Genomic DNA, 17534 nt, shown 5'->3' on the forward strand with positions numbered 1-17534 from the left:
GCCCCTGGGCGTGGGGCGCGAACCCTCAAGGAGCCAGTCCCATGAAGTAAGCCGTGGTTGCTGATCGGTTACGGAAAGTCGATCCCAGAACAACAACAAGAGAAGTCATCAACATGGATGTGAATGTTCATCAGCTCAATGTGCTGGCGGCCGGGGTGTTCCTGGCGTTTGCCGCGAACCTGCCGGGTGGGGCCCAGGCGACCTACCAGGAAACCGGTCGCCCCGGTGATGCCGCCAGCTGGCGCTCCGCCGAATACCTGCAGGACTGGGGCCTGGACCGGATGCAGGCGAACCAGGCCTACGCCGCCGGCCTTACCGGTAGCGGGGTCAAGATCGGTGCCCTGGATTCGGGCTTCGATGTGGCCCATGCCGAAGCCTCGTCCCTGCGCTTTCACCCGGTGATCGCCAGCGGCAACTACCAGGACGGTAGCGGGTTCCAGGTGTCCGGGGTGCTCAACGCCAACAACGACACCCACGGCACTCACGTCACCGGCACCATGGGCGCCGCCCGCGACGGCAACGGCATGCACGGGGTGGCCTTCAATGCCCAGGTCTACGTCGGCAACACCAACGGCAACGACAACATGCTCTTCGGCCCGGGCCCCGACCCGCGCTATTTCCAGGCGGTGTACGGTGCCCTGGCCGACGCCGGGGTGCGGGTCATCAACAACAGCTGGGGCAGCCAGCCCAAGGACGTCAGCTACCAGACCCTCCAGGGCCTGCACGCCGCCTATGCCCAGCACTTCGGCCAGGACACCTGGCTCGACGCGGCGGCGCAGGTCTCGCGCCAGGGGGTGATCAACGTCTTCAGCGCCGGCAACAGCGGCTATGCCAATGCCAGCGTGCGATCGGCACTGCCGTATTTTCAGCCGGAGCTGGAAGGGCACTGGCTGGCGGTCTCGGGCCTGGACAAGAACAACCAGCAGAAATACAACCAGTGCGGGATCGCCAAGTACTGGTGCCTGGCCACGCCCGGCGCGGCCATCACCAGCACTGTGCCCGGGGGCGGCTACGCCACCTACAATGGCACTTCGATGGCCGCGCCCCATGCCACCGGGGCCCTGGCCCTGGTGATGGAGCGCTACCCCTATCTGGACAACCAGCAGGCCCTGCAGGTGCTGCTGACCACCGCCCGCCAGCTCGATGGCTCGCTGACCCAGGCCCCTGGCAGCCTGGTGGGCTGGGGCGTGCCGGACCTGGGCCGGGCATTGCACGGGCCCGGGCAGTTGCTGGGGGAATTCAAGGTCAACCTGGAGGCCGGGCAGGGCGATGTGTGGAGCAACGGCATCTCCGACCAGGCCCTGGCCCAGCGCCAGGTGGAGGATGCCGCCGAGCGCCAGGCCTGGCAACAGACCCTCAAGGATCGTGGCTGGGAGCAGGGCCCGGGGGCCCAGGCCAGCCAGCAGGAACTGACCGACTACGCGGTCGGCATGGCCCGGGATGCGGCGGCCGCGCAGCGCCTGTACCAGGGCAGCCTGGTCAAGTCCGGGGCCGGCTGGCTGTTGCTCAGCGGTGACAGTAGCTATCGCGGGCCGACCACGGTCGATGGCGGGCTGCTGGTGGTCAATGGCAGCCTGGCATCCGCGGTCACGGTCAACAGTGGCGCGAGCCTGGGTGGCAGCGGGCAGGTCGCGGCGCTGACCGCGACCCGCGGCGCGCGCGTGGCCCCGGGCAACTCCATCGGCACCCTGAATGTGGCCGGCGATGTGAGTTTCCAGCCAGGTTCGACCTACGCCGTGGAGCTGTCGCCGACCGCCAGCGACCGTATCGTCGCCGGCGGCCGGGCGCATCTGGAGGGCGCCCAGCTCAGCCTGAGCCTGGAACACAACGCCAACCTGCTCAGCGCCGGGCAGGTCCGGGGGCTGGTCGGGCGCCAGTTCGACATCTTGCAGGCCGCGGGCGGTATCGATGGCCAGTTCGCCCTGGTGCAACCCAACTACCTGTTTCTCGGCGCGGTGGTCGATTACTCCGCCAGCGGCGTGCAACTGGGCCTGGTGCGCAGCGCCGCGACCTTTGCCAGCGTGGCCGCCAGCCCCAACCAGCGCGCGGTGGCCTCGGCGGTGGAGCAGTTGGGCACGGCCGACCCGGTCTACGAAAGCCTGCTGCTGTCGGCCTCGCCGGCTTCGGCTCAAGGGGCGTTGCAACAGTTGTCCGGGGAGATCTACCCGGCCCTGGAGCAGACCCTGCTCAATCAGGGCCGCGACCTGCGCGAGGCCTTTGGCCAGCGCTTGCAGCGCCCGGGGCCAAATGCCGGGGAGGGCGAGGCGAGTTTCTGGATCAAGGGCCTGGGTGGACAGGCGCGCACTGACGGCGACTCGGGCCACAGTTCCTACCAGGGCAAGGGCAGTGGGGTGCTGCTGGGGCTGGACCGCGACCTGGACGCGGACACTCGGGTCGGCCTGGCCGCCGGCTACAGCGACACCACGCTGCGCATGGGCGGCGCCAGCCACTCCAGCGCGCAGATCGACAGCTACCACCTGGGCGCCTATGCCGGGCGCGACCTGGGCGACCTGCGCCTGAGCCTGGGGGCCAGCCACAGCTGGCATAGCGCCCAGGTGCGCCGCGACCTGCAATACGCCGAAGCCAGCGCCAAGCAGAAGGCCCGGATCGACGGTCGCAGCAGCCAGCTGTTCAGCGAGGCGGCGTATCGGCTGCAGCTACCGGCCCTGACGTTGGAGCCCTTCGCCAACCTGGCCTACCTGCACCTGCAGCGTGACGCCTTCCACGAGAAGGGCGACGCCGCGGCCCTGCGCGCCGGGGACGACAGCGCCGAGGCCCTGCTGGGCAGCCTGGGGGCCCGGGGCCTGAAGCGGCTCAGCCTGAGCCGCGGCCAGCCCCTGGAGCTGTCCAGCAGCCTGGCCTGGCAGCACCGCCTGGGGCATGACACTTCCAGCCAGCACCTGGCATTCGCCAGCGGCGGCCCGGGCTTTGCCGTGGACAGTGCAAGCGCGTCCCGGGATGCGGCGCTGCTGGGGCTTCAGGCGCGCCTTGGAGTCACCGCCCAGCTGGACCTGAGCCTGGATTACCAGGGCCGGCTGGGCAATGCCGAACAGTTCCACAACGTGGGGCTGAACCTCGACTGGCGCTTCTGAAGCGCCGGTCGCCATACCCCGGCGCAGAGCGTCGTCGCGCCGGTCGATTGCCCATACAACTAAGGATGGTCGTAGTGAAGCAGTTTCAACCTGGACAACCGCATCTTCGTAATCCCCGCTCCGGATGGCCTCGCTGCCGGCAGCTACCCTGGGCGTACAGCCCGCTGGCCAGCGCCCTGGCCGGCTGCCTGGCCCTGGCCACTGGTGCCCAGGCGGCGCCCTATGTGGAAACCGGCAAGCTCGGCGACGCCGCCAGTTGGCGCAGCGCCGAATTCAAGGCCGACTGGGGCCTGGGGGCGATACATGCCGACAGTGCCTATGCCGCCGGCTACACCGGCCAGGGCATCAAGCTGGGGATCTTCGACCAGCCGGTGTATGCCCAGCACCCCGAGTTCGCCGGCAGCGACAAGGTCATCACCCTGGTGACCAGCGGCATCCGCCAGTACACCGATCCCTACATTCCGGTAAAGGCTGGAGACGCCTTCCGTTATGACGGCACGCCCTCGGTGGGCTCGGACGGCAAGCTCGGTTCCCACGGCACTCACGTGGGTGGTATCGCCGCCGGCAGCCGCGATGGCGGCGCCATGCACGGGGTGGCCTTCGACGCCCAGATCATCAGTGCCGAGAACGGCGACCCCGGCCCCGAGGACGGCATCATCCTGGGCAACGATGGGGCGGTGTACAAGGCCGGTTGGGACGGCCTGGTAGCCAGTGGCGCGCGGATCATCAACAACAGCTGGGGCATCGGCATCACCGACGCATTCGCCAAGGGCGGGCGCGATCCGGCGTTCCCGCACTTCGGCCTGAGTGACGCCCAGGCCCAGTTCAGCCAGATCCGGCCCTTGCTCGGCACCTTGCAAGGCGGTGCCTATGACGGTGCCATCAATGCGGCCCGCAGTGGCGTGCTGACCATCTTCGCCGCCGGCAACGACTACAACCTGAACAACCCGGACGCCATCGCCGGGCTGGGCTATTTCGTCCCGGAAATCGCCCCGCAGTGGCTGACAGTGGCGGCCTTGCAGCAGAACCCGGACACCAGCAGCGCCGAGCCTTACACCATCAGTACCTTTTCCTCACGCTGCGGCTACACCGCGAGCTTCTGTGTCTCGGCCCCGGGTACACGGATCTACAGCGCCGTGATCGGTGGCACCAGCCTGGAAGACATGACGGTCGGCTACGCCAACAAGAACGGCACCTCGATGGCCGCGCCCCATGCCGCCGGTGCGGCAGCGGTACTGATGGAGCGCTTTCCCTACATGGATGCGGCGCAGATCGCCGGGGTGCTGCGCACCACCGCCCGGGACATGGGCGCCCCGGGCATCGACGAGCTGTATGGCTGGGGCATGATCGACCTGCAAAAGGGCATTCGCGGCCCGGGCATGCTGGTCACCGAGCAGGATATCCCCCAGGAACTGCGGATCGATGGCGCCTATGGCTCGTCCCAGTGGGTAGCCAACCTGCCGGGGGTGGGAGCGCTACTGGACGCCGGCAAGCCCACCCAGCGGCGCTGTACCCAGTTCAACTGCGGCTTCGACATCTGGAGCAACGACATCAGCGGCCATGGCGGCCTGACCAAGGAGGGCATCGGCACCCTGGTGCTCAGCGGCAACAACAGCTACGCCGGCCCGACCCTGGTCAACCAGGGCCGCCTGGCGGTCAACGGCAGCCTGACGTCGACGGTGACGGTGAACCAGGGCGCAACCCTCGGCGGCAATGGCCGGATCGGCGGGCTGACGGCCAACGCCGGGGCCACGGTGGCCCCGGGCAACTCCATCGGCACCCTGAACGTGGCCGGCGACGTGACCTTCCAGCCGGGCTCGACCTACGCCGTGGAGGTGTCGCCGACCGCCAGCGACCGGATCGTCAGCAGCGGCCAGGTGACCATTGCCGGGGCCAACCTGGCCATGGTCCTGGAGCCTTCGAGCACTGGCAGCGGCAGCGTGCTGGGGCGCCAGTTCGACATCCTCGATGCGGCAGGGGGGATCCAGGGCAGCTTCGGCACGGTGCTGCCCAGCTACCTGTTCCTTGCCGGCAGCCTGGACTACTCGGCCACTGGTGTGCAGTTGGCGGTACAGCGCAGTGCACGCTCGTTCGCCAGTGTCGGCCTGACCGACAACCAGGTGTCGGTGGCGGCTGCCGCCGAGCAACTGGGGGCCGGCAGCCCGCTGTTCGAAAGCCTGCTGCTGGCGCCGACTGCCGCCAGTGCCCAGCAGGCCTTCCAGCAATTGTCCGGGGAGATCCACCCGGCGGTGGCCAGTGTCCTGATCAACCAGGGCCGTCACCTGCGCGACACCATGGGCGAGCGCCTGCGCCAGGACGCCGGGGCTGTCGGCAACGGCACCCAGAGCCTTGATGAAGGCGCCTGGTTCAAGGTCCTGGGCGCCTGGGGCAAGGCCGATGGCGGGCATTCCCAGGCCGGCTACAACACCTCCATCGGCGGCTTGCTGGCCGGGGTGGATGGTGAAGTGGGCGAGGGCCGGCGCCTGGGGCTGTTCGGTGGCTACAGCGACAGTTCCCTGAACATGGGCGACGGTACCCATTCCTCGGCCAAGGTCGACAGCTACCACCTGGGGGCCTATGTCGGCCAGCAACTGGATGCCGTGCGCCTGAGTGTGGGCGGTTCCTACAGCTGGCACCGCATCGACGTCAAGCGCGAGTTGCAGTTTGCCGGGGAATCCGAGCGGCTCAAGACCAAGCGTGACGCCCAGAGCGCCCAGCTGTTCACCGAGGCCGCCTGGAGCCTGGACCTGCAACCCCTGGCGCTTGAACCCTTCGCTAACCTGGCTTATGTCAATGTGGCCAGCGACAGCTTCAAGGAGAAGGGCGGCGACGCGGCCTTGAGGGGCGCGGCTGACCACCGCGAGGCCTGGCTCACGACCCTGGGCCTGCGCGCTGGCCAACGCCTGCAACTGAGCTCGACCCGAAGCCTGGAGCTGTCGGCTACCCTGGGTTGGCAGCACCACCTGAGCCCCACCGACGCCACGATGAACCTGGGGTTCGTCGAGGGCGGGCAGGGCTTCAAGGTGCAGAGCCTGTCCCTGGATCGCGACGCCGCGGTCATTGGCGCCCGGGCCGGCATGGCCGTGGGCCGAGGGACTCGGGTCAACCTGGATTACAACGGGTTGCTGGGGGCCCGGGACAAGAGTCACGGGGTCGGCTTGACCCTGGACTGGCAGTTCTGAAGGCCGGGTAGCCAGCAGTCCCCCGGCCCTTCACCGAGTTGCCCGAGTCCCGCCATGGGGCTTGGGCGGCATGCGTTTGCTCTGACAATTCCAACAACAGAAGAGGCAATACCATGGGTGTGTTTGACTACAAGAACTTCACTGCAAGTGACTCCAAGGCGCTGTTTTCCGATGCGCTGGCGATCACCCTGTACTCCTACCACAACATCGACAACGGCTTTGCCGAGGGCTACCAGCACAACGGCTTCGGCCTGGGCCTGCCGGCGACCCTGGTCACGGCGCTGATCGGCAGCGGCAATTCCCAGGGGGTAATCCCCGGCATTCCCTGGAACCCCGACTCCGAGAAGGCCGCGCTGGATGCCCTGCACCAGGCCGGCTGGTCCACCATCAGCGCCCAGCAACTGGGCTACGACGGCAAGGTCGATGGCCGGGGAACCTTCTTTGGCGAGAAGGCCGGCTACGGCACGGCCCAGGTGGAAATCCTCGGCAAGTACGATGCCCAGGGCCACCTGGAATCCATCGGCATTGCCTTTCGCGGCACCAGCGGGCCACGGGAATCGGTGATCAGTGACACCATCGGTGATGTGATCAACGACCTGCTGGCGGCCCTGGGGCCCAAGGACTATGCGAAGAACTATGCCGGCGAGGCGTTCGGCAAGCTGCTGGGAGATGTGGCGGCTTTCGCCCAGGCCAATGGCCTGTCGGGCAAGGATGTCCTGGTCAGCGGCCACAGCCTGGGCGGGCTGGGGGTCAACAGCCTGGCGGACCTGAGCAGCGAACGCTGGTCGGGGTTCTACAAGGACTCCAACTACATCGCCTACGCCTCGCCGACCCAGAGCGCCAGCGACAAGGTGCTGAACATCGGCTACGAGAACGACCCGGTGTTCCGCGCCCTGGACGGCTCAACCTTCAACCTGTCGTCCCTCGGGGTGCATGACGCCCACCAGGACTCGGCGACCAACAACATCGTCAACTTCAACGACCATTACGCCTCGACCCTGTGGAATGTGCTGCCGTTCTCGATCCTCAACATTCCCACCTGGCTCTCCCACCTGCCCACCGGCTACGGCGACGGCCTGTCCCGGGTGCTGGAGTCGAAGTTCTACGACTTCACCAGCAAGGACTCCACCATCGTGGTAGCCAACCTGTCGGACCCGGCCCGGGCCAGTACCTGGGTCCAGGACCTCAACCGCAATGCCGAGACCCACAAGGGCAGCACCTTCATCATCGGCAGCGACGGCAACGACCTGATCCAGGGCGGCAGCGGCAACGACTACCTGGAAGGCCGGGCCGGCAACGATACGTTCCGCGACAGCGGCGGCTACAACATCATCCTCGGCGGCCAGGGCAGCAACACCCTGGACCTGCAGCAGTCGGTCAAGAACTACAGCTTTGCCAGCGACGGCGCCGGGACCCTGTACCTGCGCGACGCCAATGGCGGTATCAGCATGACCCGCGACATTGGCGCGATCCAGAGCAAGGAGCCGGGCTTTCTCTGGGGCCTGTTCAAGGATGATGTGATCCACCAGGTCACCGACCAGGGCCTCAAGGCCGGCGGGCAGGTTACCCAGTACGCCTCGTCGGTCAGGGGCGATGCGGGCGACAACGTGCTCAAGGCCCATGCCGGCGGCGACTGGCTGTTCGGCCTGGACGGCAACGACCACCTGATCGGCGGCCAGGGCAACGACGTGTTCGTTGGCGGTGCCGGCAACGACCTGATGGAAGCCGGAGGCGGCAACAATACCTTTCTGTTCACCGGGCATTTTGGCCAGGACCGCATCCTCGGCTACCAGGGTGGCGACAAGCTGGTGTTCATGGGGGTGAGCGGCGTGCTGCCGGACCAGGACTATCGGGCTCATGCCAGCAGCAGTGGTAACGACACGGTGCTGACCTTCGGCCAGGACTCGGTGACCCTGGTGGGGGTCAGCCTGGAGCACCTCAACGGTTCCGGCATCGTTCTCGCCTGATGCCGGCGCGGCGCGGGGCCTGCAATGGGCCTCGCACCGTTCATTGCCGGGGAAAGTGACCTGTCAGTCGATTTGCGACTCCAATAGCGGTAAAGCTGAAACGTATCAGCTCGTTAGTACAGGCAGGCATTCACGCTACGGCAATGACAGGAGAGTTTTGACGGTGAGTAACAGCAAGAGGTATGCGAGCGGTGTGGTGCTGGCCCTGTGGGTGGTCATGGCATCCGCCGAGGAATTGCCTCACAGCTCGATTTTGAAGCGCTATGGGGTGACCCCGGACCAGTTGCCGGCCGGCCAGCCGGCGCCTGAAGTGAAGGAGGAGCCGGCCCCGAGCCGCTTCCATGTGCAACCCGAACAACCCTGGGCCCAGGTGCGTCTGGGGGACGACAAGAGGCCGGATACCACCGGCAACATCAGCATCGACAACGCCGAGGCCCGGGAGCGCGAGCGTTGCCAGCAGGTGCGTAACGAATTGTCCAGGCGCGGCAAGCCCCTGGGGATTTTCTGCGAGCCAGGGCAGGGGCCCTTTCCCTGGTCGCACTGACTTCAACCGCAGCGGATCAGTTTTCCTGGCGGACGGTGGCCACATCGTCCGCCTTGACCCGGATGGTCTTGCCGGAAATGTCCTGGAATTCATAGAAGCCGTCGGCGGTCTTGGTCTTGGGCTGGTCCCGGGTCAGGTATTGGGTGCCGTTCTGCAGGGTCACCACAGTGGGCGAGGCGCAACCGGCCAAGGCCATGGCGCCGCAAGCGGCCAGAAACAATCCCAGGTTCTTCACTTTCATACAGACCTCTCATCAATGATGCGTACGCGCATTGGCGCCGGACACTATAGCCATGGGCCCTTGGTGTAGTGAAGACGACGAAAGTTCGCCAGGGAATTGTAAAAAACTTCGCTGTGCCATTTATCCAATAGTGTTTGCCAGACCCGGTCGCCGGCTGTTATCTGTATGCATAACCAGTATCCGATCAGCCGTGGCGCTTGCGTTCAGTGACTTCCAATCCCCTCGAAAACCCCCTCTATTACCTGCACAACTTCCGCCAGGTATTGAACTGGCTGCAGCTGCGCTATGCCGATGTGCTGAGCGCCGACGAACAGCGCTTCATCCTTGATTTCGCGCAACTGGCCGAGCCTTCCCAGGCCCTGCTGGTGCGCATGGTGATGCGCAAGGGTCGGCACTTTCGCCTGAGCAAGCTCAGCTACCCGGAGATCGGCGACAGCGCCGTGGCCCTGGAGCCGTTGCTGGCGCTGGGCTGGGTCGATGAGCAGGCGCCGCTCTGCCTGGAAGAGCTGTTCGGCCTGCTGCAAAAGGCCGAGATCCTGCAGTGCTTCAACGGGCTTGCGGCCAAGGCCAGGAAAGACCAGTGGCTGCAAGAGCTAACCCAGCAGGGCCTGGCGCCCCAGGCATTCGCCCAGTGGTGCCCGGCGCTGCCCGACCGGCTCCTGAGCCTGACGCTGATGCCGCTGTGCGATCGCCTGCGCCTGATGTTCTTTGGCAACCTGTATCAGGACTGGTCGGAGTTCGTCCTCGCGGACCTGGGCATCTACAGCTACGAGAAGGTCGAGATCAGTGCCGATGCCCGTGGCCTGCGCAGCCGCGAAGACGTGGACGGCTTCCTCTATCTGCATGAGTGCCAGGAAGCATTCGAGGCCGGTGCCGAATTGCCCGAGGTGCTGGCGCACATTGCCCGCTTCCAGACCCTCAACCCCTGGCTGGAAAAACGCCGGGCCAAGCTGCTGTTTCAGCTCGGCCAGCAGTGCGAGCGCCTGGCGCATTGGGCGCTGGCCCGGCAGATCTACCAGGAGTGCGCCTACCCGGGGGCGCGATCGCGATTGATCCGGGTGCTGGAGCGCAGCGCCGAATACCAGGCCGCCCTGGCGCTGGCCGAGCAGGCCGCTGCCGCGCCCGAGAGCGCCGCCGAGGCCCAGCATCTGCTGCGGATCATGCCCCGGCTGCGGCGCAAGCTGGGCGGGCCGCCGGCGCCCCGGGCGGCCAACCGCGAGGTGCAGCGCCTGGACCTGTGCCTGGCGCGTGACGCCGACGGCCTGGCGGTGGAGCTGCATGTCCAGGCCCATCTGCACCAGCCCCAGGCGCCGGTGCACTACGTGGAGAACAGCCTGGTCAATTCGCTGTTTGGCCTGCTGTGCTGGCCGGCGATCTTTGCCCCCTTGCCCGGTGCGTTTTTCCACCCGTTCCAGCGCGGGCCGGTGGACCTGTTCAGCGAGGACTTCCATCAGCGGCGCAGCGAACTGTTCCAGGCCTGCCTGGCAGAACTCGACGATGGCCGTTACCGGCAGAGCATCCGCCAGCGCTTCGTGGCCAAGTGGGGGTTGCAGTCGCCTTTCGTGTTCTGGGGCGCGCTGAGCGAAGAGTTGCTCGATCAGGCCCTTGACTGCCTGCCCGCCGAGCACTTGAAGCACTGGTTCCAGCGCCTGCTGCTGGACATCAAGGCCAACCGCGCCGGCATGCCGGATCTGATCCAGTTCTGGCCCGAGGAGAAGCGCTACCGGATGATCGAGGTCAAGGGCCCGGGGGATCGCTTGCAGGACAACCAGCTGCGCTGGCTGGATTTCTGCCAGGAACACCGGATGCCGGTGGCGGTGTGCTACGTGCAGTGGCAGGACCCCAGCGCGTGAGTTACCGCATCGCGGTGCGCGCCCTGTGCGAATTCAGCGCCAAGGCCGGCGATCTGGACCTGCGCTTCACCCCATCGCCCACGGCGCTGGAGGGCATTGTCGGGCACCGTACCGTGGCTTCGCGACGCAACCCCGGCTACCAGAGTGAAGTGGCCCTGGAGGGGCAATACGCCGAGCTCTTGGTCAAGGGCAGGGCGGACGGCTACGACCCGGCGCAGAACCTGCTGGAGGAGATCAAGACCTACCGTGGCGACCTTGAGCGCATGCCCGACAACCATCGGCAATTGCACTGGGCCCAGGCCAAGGTCTATGGCTGGCTGCTGTGCCAGAGCCTGCAACTGCCGAGTATCCGTGTCTCGCTGGTGTATTTCGATGTGCTCAGCGAAGGCGAAACCGCGCTGGTGCAAGAGCACAGCGCCGAGGCGCTGGAAGAATTCTTCAATCGCCAGTGCGCGCTGTTCCTGCACTGGGCGCAACAGCAAATGCACCATCGCGCGACCCGGGACCAGGCCACCCGGGACCTGCGCTTTCCCCACGCCGAGTTTCGTCGCGGCCAGCGCCCGCTCGCCGAGTCGGTGTACAAGGCGGTGAGCACCGGGCGCTGCCTGCTGGCCCAGGCCCCCACCGGCATCGGCAAGACCCTGGGCACGATCTTTCCCATGCTCAAGGCCATGGCTGCGCAGCAGTTGGACACACTGCTGTTTCTCACCGCCAAGACCCCGGGCCGGCAACTGGCCCTGGATGCCGCCCGGGTGCTGTTCTCCGGGGTGCCGGGGCTGGCGTTGCGGGTGCTGGAGCTGGTGGCCCGGGACAAGGCCTGCGAACACCTGGACAAGGCCTGTCACGGTGAGTCCTGCCCGCTGGCCAAGGGCTTTTACGACCGCCTGCCGGCGGCACGCCAGGCCGCCAGCCAGGTGCCATTGCTGGATCGTCAGGCGCTGCGCGAGGTGGCCCTGGAGCATCAGGTCTGCCCCTACTACCTGAGCCAGGAAATGGCTCGCTGGAGTGACCTGGTGGTGGCCGACTACAACTACTACTTCGACTTCAGCGCCTTGCTCTTCGGCCTGGCCCAGGCCAACCAGTGGCAGGTGGCGGTGCTGGTGGACGAGGCCCACAACCTGGTGGAGCGCGGGCGTGGCATGTACAGCGCGAGCCTGGACCAGCAGCAATTGGCGAGCGTGCGCAGCAGCGCGCCCCAGGCCTTGAAGAGCCCGTTGCAGCGGCTCAATCGTGAGTGGAATGCTTTGCACAAGGAGCAGGTGGCCGAGTATCAGGCCTATGCCCAGCTACCTGCCGCGCTGCTCAAGGCCCTGGCCCTGTGCGTAGCGGCCCTGGGGGACTATTTCAACGAACAGCCCCGGGGCCTGGACAGCGGTTTGCAGGGCCTGTATTTCGAACTGCTGCAGTTTGCCCGGGTGGCGGAGCTGTTCGATGAGCAGCAGTTCATCTTCGACATCAGCAAGCGCGCCCTGGGCGCCAAGCGCAGCCTGTCGCGCCTGAGCCTGCGTAATGTGGTGCCGGCGGCGCTGCTGGGGCCACGGTTGGCGGCGGCTCGCAGCACGGTGCTGTTCTCCGCCACCCTCAATCCCCGAGGTTACTACGCTGACCTGCTGGGGCTGCCGGACAACACCGTGTGGCTGGATGTGGAATCGCCGTTCGACGCCGGGCAGTTGGAGGTGCAGATTGTCAGCCGCATTTCTACCCGCTATGCCCACCGGCAGGCCTCCCTGGCGCCGATTGTCGAGCTGATGGCCCGGCAGTTCGCGGCGCGTCCGGGCAACTACCTGGCGTTCTTCAGCAGCTTCGACTACCTGCAACAGGTGGCCGGGTTACTGGCGCGCGAGCACCCGGACATTGCGCTCTGGTGCCAGTCCCGAGGCATGGACGAGGCTTCGCGGCAGGACTTTCTCCAGCAGTTTCGCCCAGAGGGGCAGGGTATCGGTTTCGCCGTACTCGGCGGTGCTTTCGGCGAGGGCATCGACCTGCCGGGGTCGAAACTCATCGGGGCCTTTGTCGCCACTCTCGGCCTGCCCCAGCTCAACCCGCTGAACGAGCAGATGAAGCAGCGCATGGCGGCGCTGTTCGGCTCCGGCTATGACTACACCTACCTGTACCCGGGCCTGCAGAAAGTGGTGCAGGCGGCAGGGCGGGTGATCCGTGGCCAGTCCGACCGTGGGGTGCTGGTGCTGATCGATGATCGCTTTGCCGAACCCAGGGTCCGCCAGCTGCTGCCGAGCTGGTGGGCCCTGGACGCGCCGCCGGCTGGCGGCTAGGCCGGGCAGGAGGGGTGTGCCGGTTCAGGCCTGGCGAGCGCGGACAAAGCGGCGCAGGGTCTGGCCCGGGCCCGTGCGGAAATGGCTTGGCCGGGGTTGGCCGGCATCGGCGGCGATGAATACGAACTCATCGTCGCTCAGCTGGTAGCTGGCCGGCAGCGCCTGGCCGGCGTCTGCGCCCATGGAGTCAGTCCAGGTGATCGACTTGGGATGGGTGCTGCTGTCGAGGGTAAAGGTGCCGGCCAGCAGCAGTTCACCGGCCGGGGTCACCACGCGAAAATCCTGCCCTTCGATAAAGGTCAGGGCGCCGGGGGCGCTGTGTTCGTCCGGTGGGTTGAGCACGCCGCTGTCTTCCATCGCGATCTGTTCCCAGGCCCCTTGCAAGCGTTGCAGCTCCAGCAGGTCGGCGGTTTCGGGTGAAATCAAATCCATTTTCAGGCAGTTCCTTGGGCTGGAAATCAGTTGAATATATTGCGGCCAATGCAGTAGGTCAGTAGGTCCTGGTCGCTCTGCACCTCCAGTTTACGCATGGCGGAGATCTTCTGCGCGCTGATGGTCTTGGCGCTGCGGTTCTGGCTGCGGGCGATCTCGCTGACACTCTTGCCGGAAACGAACAGGCGCAGAATCTCGAATTCCTTGGGCGACAGGGTGGAGATGCGCTCGTCGATGGCGACATTGGATTCCAGCACCGAATTGGGGGCCGGCTCCAGGCTGCGATACACGGCTTTCTGGGCAATGGCCTTGAGGGCGACCTGGATTTCCTCGTGCAACTGGCTCTTCTGGATCACGCCGACCACACCCAGCTCCCGCAGGCGGGTGAGGATCAACTGATTGGAAATCATGGTCAGGATCAGGATCTGCACGTGCGGGAAGTTGCGCTTGAGGTATTCCACCAGCTTCAGGCCATCACCGTAGGGCGAGTCCCCGGGCATGTTGTAGTCGGTGATGACCACATCCACCTGGCAGCTTTCCAGCTTCTGGATCAGGCCTTGGGAAGACAGGGTTTCGCCGACGATCTCGAAGCGCTCATCACGCTCCATCAGCTCACGTACACCGAGCAACACGATAGGGTGATCGTCAGCGATGATTACTTTCAGTTTTTCCATGGCAAACACACCCGTGTAATAGGCAATTTAGTAAAGGAGCTAGGGAACGTCGGTACATTAAACCCAGCGGGCCATTATTCAAGGGGCAACAGGAGTCTGGACAAGCGTTGCATCAGTTGCCTGGCCTGGGCTTGCAAATCCGCAGTCAGAGCACCGTCCAGCAATCGGCACTCCAGTTCGGCGCACGCCTTGGCCAGTGGGGCTGCCTGCACCGCCCCCATGGCACCGGCGATGCTGTGCAGGCGGGCGGCGGCAGTCTTGCCGGCGCCGCTGTCCAGCGCCTCGGCCAGCCGCCGCAGGTCCTCGTGCATGGTACTGAGAAACAGCGGGCGCATTTTCTCGGTGACTTGAATCCAGTCGCCTTGTGCTGTGTCGGGGGGAGGCCGGGACGGTGCGGCCGGCGGAATGCTGGGTGGTGCGATCGCGGTGCTGGTCGGGCACAACTTCGACAGATGCCCCCGCAGGGTCTGCAGGTTCATGGGTTTGACTATCCAGGTGTTCATGCCGGCGGCGAGGCAGCGGATGCCTTCCTCGCGCAATGCATTGGCGGTGACACCGATGATCGGCAGTTGCGGGTCGCGGCGACGCAGCTCCCGTGCCAACTCGTAGCCGTTCATGAGTGGCATATTGACGTCGGTGATCACGATGTCGAAGTGCTGTGGCTGCCAGTGTTCCAGGGCCTGCTTGCCATTGGCCGACAGGGTCACCTGGCAGCCCAGGGCCTGCAGTTGCTCCTTGATGATTGCCTGGTTGATCGGGCTATGTTTGGCCACCAGGATACGCAGGTTCAGTTGGCCCACGCGGCCGGCTCTGTGCTGTGTCTGTGCCTGGCACAGGGGCAGGCCCTGGTGGGCCAGCACCGCGGCCTGGGCGATGGCTCGAATATCGTGGGCGTCGACCTGCCAGGAGGTGGCCTGCGACAGGCGGCCACTACCGCCCCCAGAGACGGCACTGACGCATGGGCCAGGCCAGGAGGCCAGGCCATCCCTGGGCAGCATGTCGATGAGCACGCCAGTCTGAGGCTCGTCGCTCCAGCCAGGGGGGGCCGGATTGGCCGGGACTCCCAGGCGGCCGAGCCAGTCACAGGTGTTTTTCAGCAACTCCGGCACCGGAGCCCGGACATACACTGGCGCACCTTCGGGCCATGGCAGCAATGGCGGCAGCCCTCCTGGCAGGCAGCGCAGCGTCAGGCGCAAAGAGAAACTACTGCCCAGCCCCGGCTCGCTGGTCACCTGCATCTGCCCACCCATCATCTGGCACAGGCGCTCGCAGATCGCCAGCCCGAGGCCGGCCCCGGCTTCGTTGGAGGCGTCGCGTACCTGGAAGAAGGGGACGAACAGCTGGGGTTGCTGCTGGGGTGAAATGCCGATCCCGGTATCGGTGACCTGCCATTCGATACGGGCTTGCTGGTCGCGTAACTCCAGCAACCGGACCCGCAACACCACCCGGCCGCTTTCGGTGAACTTGATCGCATTGCTCAGCAGGTTGTTGAGAATCTGGCTGATTCGCGCGGCGTCCCCTAGCAGCAGATCCGGCAGGTTGGGATCGATGCAGGCATAGAACAGCAGGCCGCGTCGCTGGGCAGAGGCAGCGTGAGCGTGCAAGACGTCCTCCAGCATGTCCAGCGGGCAGAACTCCCGCGGATCGATGCTCATTTGCCCGGCCTCGATCCTGGAGACGTCGAGCACATCGCTGATCAACTGGAACAGGGTGCTGGAGGAGCGCTGGATGGTCTGCAGGTAGTCGCTCTGGCGGCTGTCCAGGCGGGTCAGGCCGAGCAGTTCCAGGGTGCCGAGCACGCCGTACAGCGGGGTGCGGATTTCATGGCTCATGGTGGCCAGGAACAGGGTCTTGGCGGCATTGGCGGCGTCCGCCGAGCGCTTGGCCCGCTCCAGCGCCCGGGCATCTTCCACATGCCGGGTGACATCGTTGAAGGTACACACCAGCACATCCTGGCGTTGGTAGCGGGTCGAGACGAACTCTACCTGCAGGTAGCGCCCGTCGATGTCGAGGCTGGTTTCGCCGCCGTCGATCAGGCTGCGGTCCTGTGCCAGCCGAGACAGCAGTTGCGCCATGCCTTCCCACTGCTCGGCCTGACGGTTCTGCAGGATTACCTGGAGGTTGTCGCGGCTCACCACGCATAGCCCCGAGGGAACGGTGTCGATGACCACACGGTTGAAGTCTTCGCTTTCATTGAGGCATTGCTGCGCCCGTTGTGCCGGGACCACCACCTTGTTGCGGTACCAGCGGCTGGTGGCCCAGCCGCAGGCGATGCTGCCTACCCCGAGGGCCAGCAGGCTCAGCATGGCCCACAGCGCGTAGTCGAGGTAGTTCCTGTAGCTGATGGCATAGAGCCCGGTCCACAGCTGTGGAGTCTGGCTGGTCACCTTGACGATCATCCCCTGTAGGCCGAAGTTGAGGCCTTCACGCAGCACGTCGGCAGGCGCCGGGTCGCCGGTGAGGGCGGTGCCGGAAGGTTCGATGAGGGTGAAGTCGTCGTAGATCGACCAGTGACTGGTGTGCTCGAGGTAATCGAGGTCATCCAGGCTCAGCAGTGACGCGACCACGCTCCAGTCGTTGCCTCCCTGGACATCCAGCGGTGGAGCCGGCTCATGCAGGTTGATGTACGCCAGGAACCTGGCCGGTAGAGCTTCCGACGCGGGCGGCCTGTACTGTTGCCAATGGATCTGGTGGTCGGCAAAGCCGGCGCTCTTCACGATCTGCTGGTACAGCACCTGGTCTGCCACCTTGGTGTCGGGCGCGGTGTTTCCCCCGGGGGGGCTGATGTCGAAATGGCCGAAGGTGTTGAACACAAAGGTTCGCGGAGCGACATGGTGCGAGCCTGACCAGAAGGCGCTGTAGAAGCTCGACAGCTGTAGCCCCAGGGCGAACACCCTGGGCAGCTCGCCGGCCGCCGGCTGTTGGGGGTACAAGCTCAGGCTGAAGGGCGTTGCGAAGGGGGATTGCTGGCCTGCGGTGGGCGGGAAGGCTTGCAGGTTCAGGTGATGAGGGGCGTCGAGGCTCAGGGCGTCGATCGAATGGCGCGCGACCAGGCGTTTGAGAAACCGCTCCTGCTCCTGGATGTTCTCCATCAGTTGGGCGAAATGTAAGCGCACGTTGCTGTTCTGTTCATCGAACAGACGCTCGAGGGTCCAGTACAGGGTGGCGAACAGCAGCAGCGCCAGGCCCAACAGTATGCCCATGTTCAATCGGGGCAAGCTGCGAGCCAGGTTCTGCAGCAAGGTGCTGCTTTCTTTCATCACTGATTTTCCAAAC

10 protein-coding genes are annotated in these 17534 nt (G+C 65.8%); 6 read left to right on the forward strand and 4 right to left on the reverse strand.

The genetic code is table 11. The features are described from left to right. Positions 1-113: 113 nt before the first annotated feature. From eprS to AC1RL5_RS03255, 4 genes are all read left to right on the forward strand, one after another. Entirely contained in the window at positions 114-3092 is a 2979-nt protein-coding gene (gene eprS, locus AC1RL5_RS03240) for an autotransporter serine peptidase EprS (protein WP_492588944.1), read from the forward strand. A gap of 65 nt (positions 3093-3157) precedes the next feature. Then, the gene (locus AC1RL5_RS03245) at positions 3158-6274 is read left to right on the forward strand and encodes an autotransporter domain-containing protein (RefSeq protein WP_492588943.1); all 3117 of its coding nucleotides are present in this window, start codon (positions 3158-3160) and stop codon (positions 6272-6274) included. A 113-nt stretch (positions 6275-6387) separates the two neighbouring features. Then, complete coding sequence (gene pueA / locus AC1RL5_RS03250) at positions 6388-8241, forward strand: polyurethane esterase A (protein WP_041118380.1); 1854 nt, start codon at positions 6388-6390, stop codon at positions 8239-8241. 163 nt (positions 8242-8404) lie between these two features. After that, positions 8405-8785: a hypothetical protein gene (locus tag AC1RL5_RS03255; protein ID WP_041118378.1), complete on the forward strand. Its 381-nt coding sequence runs from the start codon at positions 8405-8407 to the stop codon at positions 8783-8785. Positions 8786-8801: 16 nt separating this feature from the next. Here AC1RL5_RS03255 and AC1RL5_RS03260 read toward each other — a convergent pair whose 3' ends face one another. Continuing rightward, entirely contained in the window at positions 8802-9026 is a 225-nt protein-coding gene (locus tag AC1RL5_RS03260; protein ID WP_072450236.1) for a YgdI/YgdR family lipoprotein, read from the reverse strand. Between the two features lie 206 nt (positions 9027-9232). Between AC1RL5_RS03260 and AC1RL5_RS03265 the strand changes: the two genes are divergently transcribed. Then, entirely contained in the window at positions 9233-10879 is a 1647-nt protein-coding gene (locus tag AC1RL5_RS03265; protein WP_093403371.1) for a VRR-NUC domain-containing protein, read from the forward strand. Further along, positions 10876-13152, forward strand: coding sequence for an ATP-dependent DNA helicase (locus tag AC1RL5_RS03270; RefSeq protein WP_072450237.1), 2277 nt, complete (start codon positions 10876-10878; stop codon positions 13150-13152). The genes AC1RL5_RS03265 and AC1RL5_RS03270 overlap by 4 nt, the downstream gene beginning before the upstream one ends. A 24-nt stretch (positions 13153-13176) precedes the next feature. Here AC1RL5_RS03270 and AC1RL5_RS03275 read toward each other — a convergent pair whose 3' ends face one another. The 3 genes from AC1RL5_RS03275 to AC1RL5_RS03285 form a co-directional block, all read right to left on the reverse strand. Beyond that, entirely contained in the window at positions 13177-13584 is a 408-nt protein-coding gene (locus tag AC1RL5_RS03275) for a TIGR03067 domain-containing protein (protein ID WP_072450238.1), read from the reverse strand. Positions 13585-13610: 26 nt separating this feature from the next. Next, positions 13611-14258, reverse strand: a complete 648-nt coding sequence (locus AC1RL5_RS03280) for a response regulator (protein ID WP_072450239.1) — start codon at positions 14256-14258, stop codon at positions 13611-13613. Positions 14259-14332: 74 nt separating this feature from the next. Continuing rightward, positions 14333-17518 (reverse strand): hybrid sensor histidine kinase/response regulator, encoded by a 3186-nt coding sequence (locus AC1RL5_RS03285; protein ID WP_492588942.1) that lies wholly within the window; start codon positions 17516-17518, stop codon positions 14333-14335. Positions 17519-17534 lie beyond the last annotated feature (16 nt).

The organism is Pseudomonas sp. GW822-FHT06D10, assembly GCF_058799535.1.

Bases quoted from the DNA above. Each gene is read 5' to 3' on its own strand.
- eprS (WP_492588944.1), top strand. From the start codon at position 114: ATGGATGTGAATGTTCATCAGCTCAATGTGCTGGCGGCCGGGGTGTTC.
- AC1RL5_RS03245 (WP_492588943.1), top strand. From the start codon at position 3,158: ATGGTCGTAGTGAAGCAGTTTCAACCTGGACAACCGCATCTTCGTAAT.
- pueA (WP_041118380.1), top strand. From the start codon at position 6,388: ATGGGTGTGTTTGACTACAAGAACTTCACTGCAAGTGACTCCAAGGCG.
- AC1RL5_RS03260 (WP_072450236.1), bottom strand. From the start codon at position 9,026: ATGAAAGTGAAGAACCTGGGATTGTTTCTGGCCGCTTGCGGCGCCATG.
- AC1RL5_RS03275 (WP_072450238.1), bottom strand. From the start codon at position 13,584: ATGGATTTGATTTCACCCGAAACCGCCGACCTGCTGGAGCTGCAACGC.
- AC1RL5_RS03280 (WP_072450239.1), bottom strand. From the start codon at position 14,258: ATGGAAAAACTGAAAGTAATCATCGCTGACGATCACCCTATCGTGTTG.
- AC1RL5_RS03285 (WP_492588942.1), bottom strand. From the start codon at position 17,518: ATGAAAGAAAGCAGCACCTTGCTGCAGAACCTGGCTCGCAGCTTGCCC.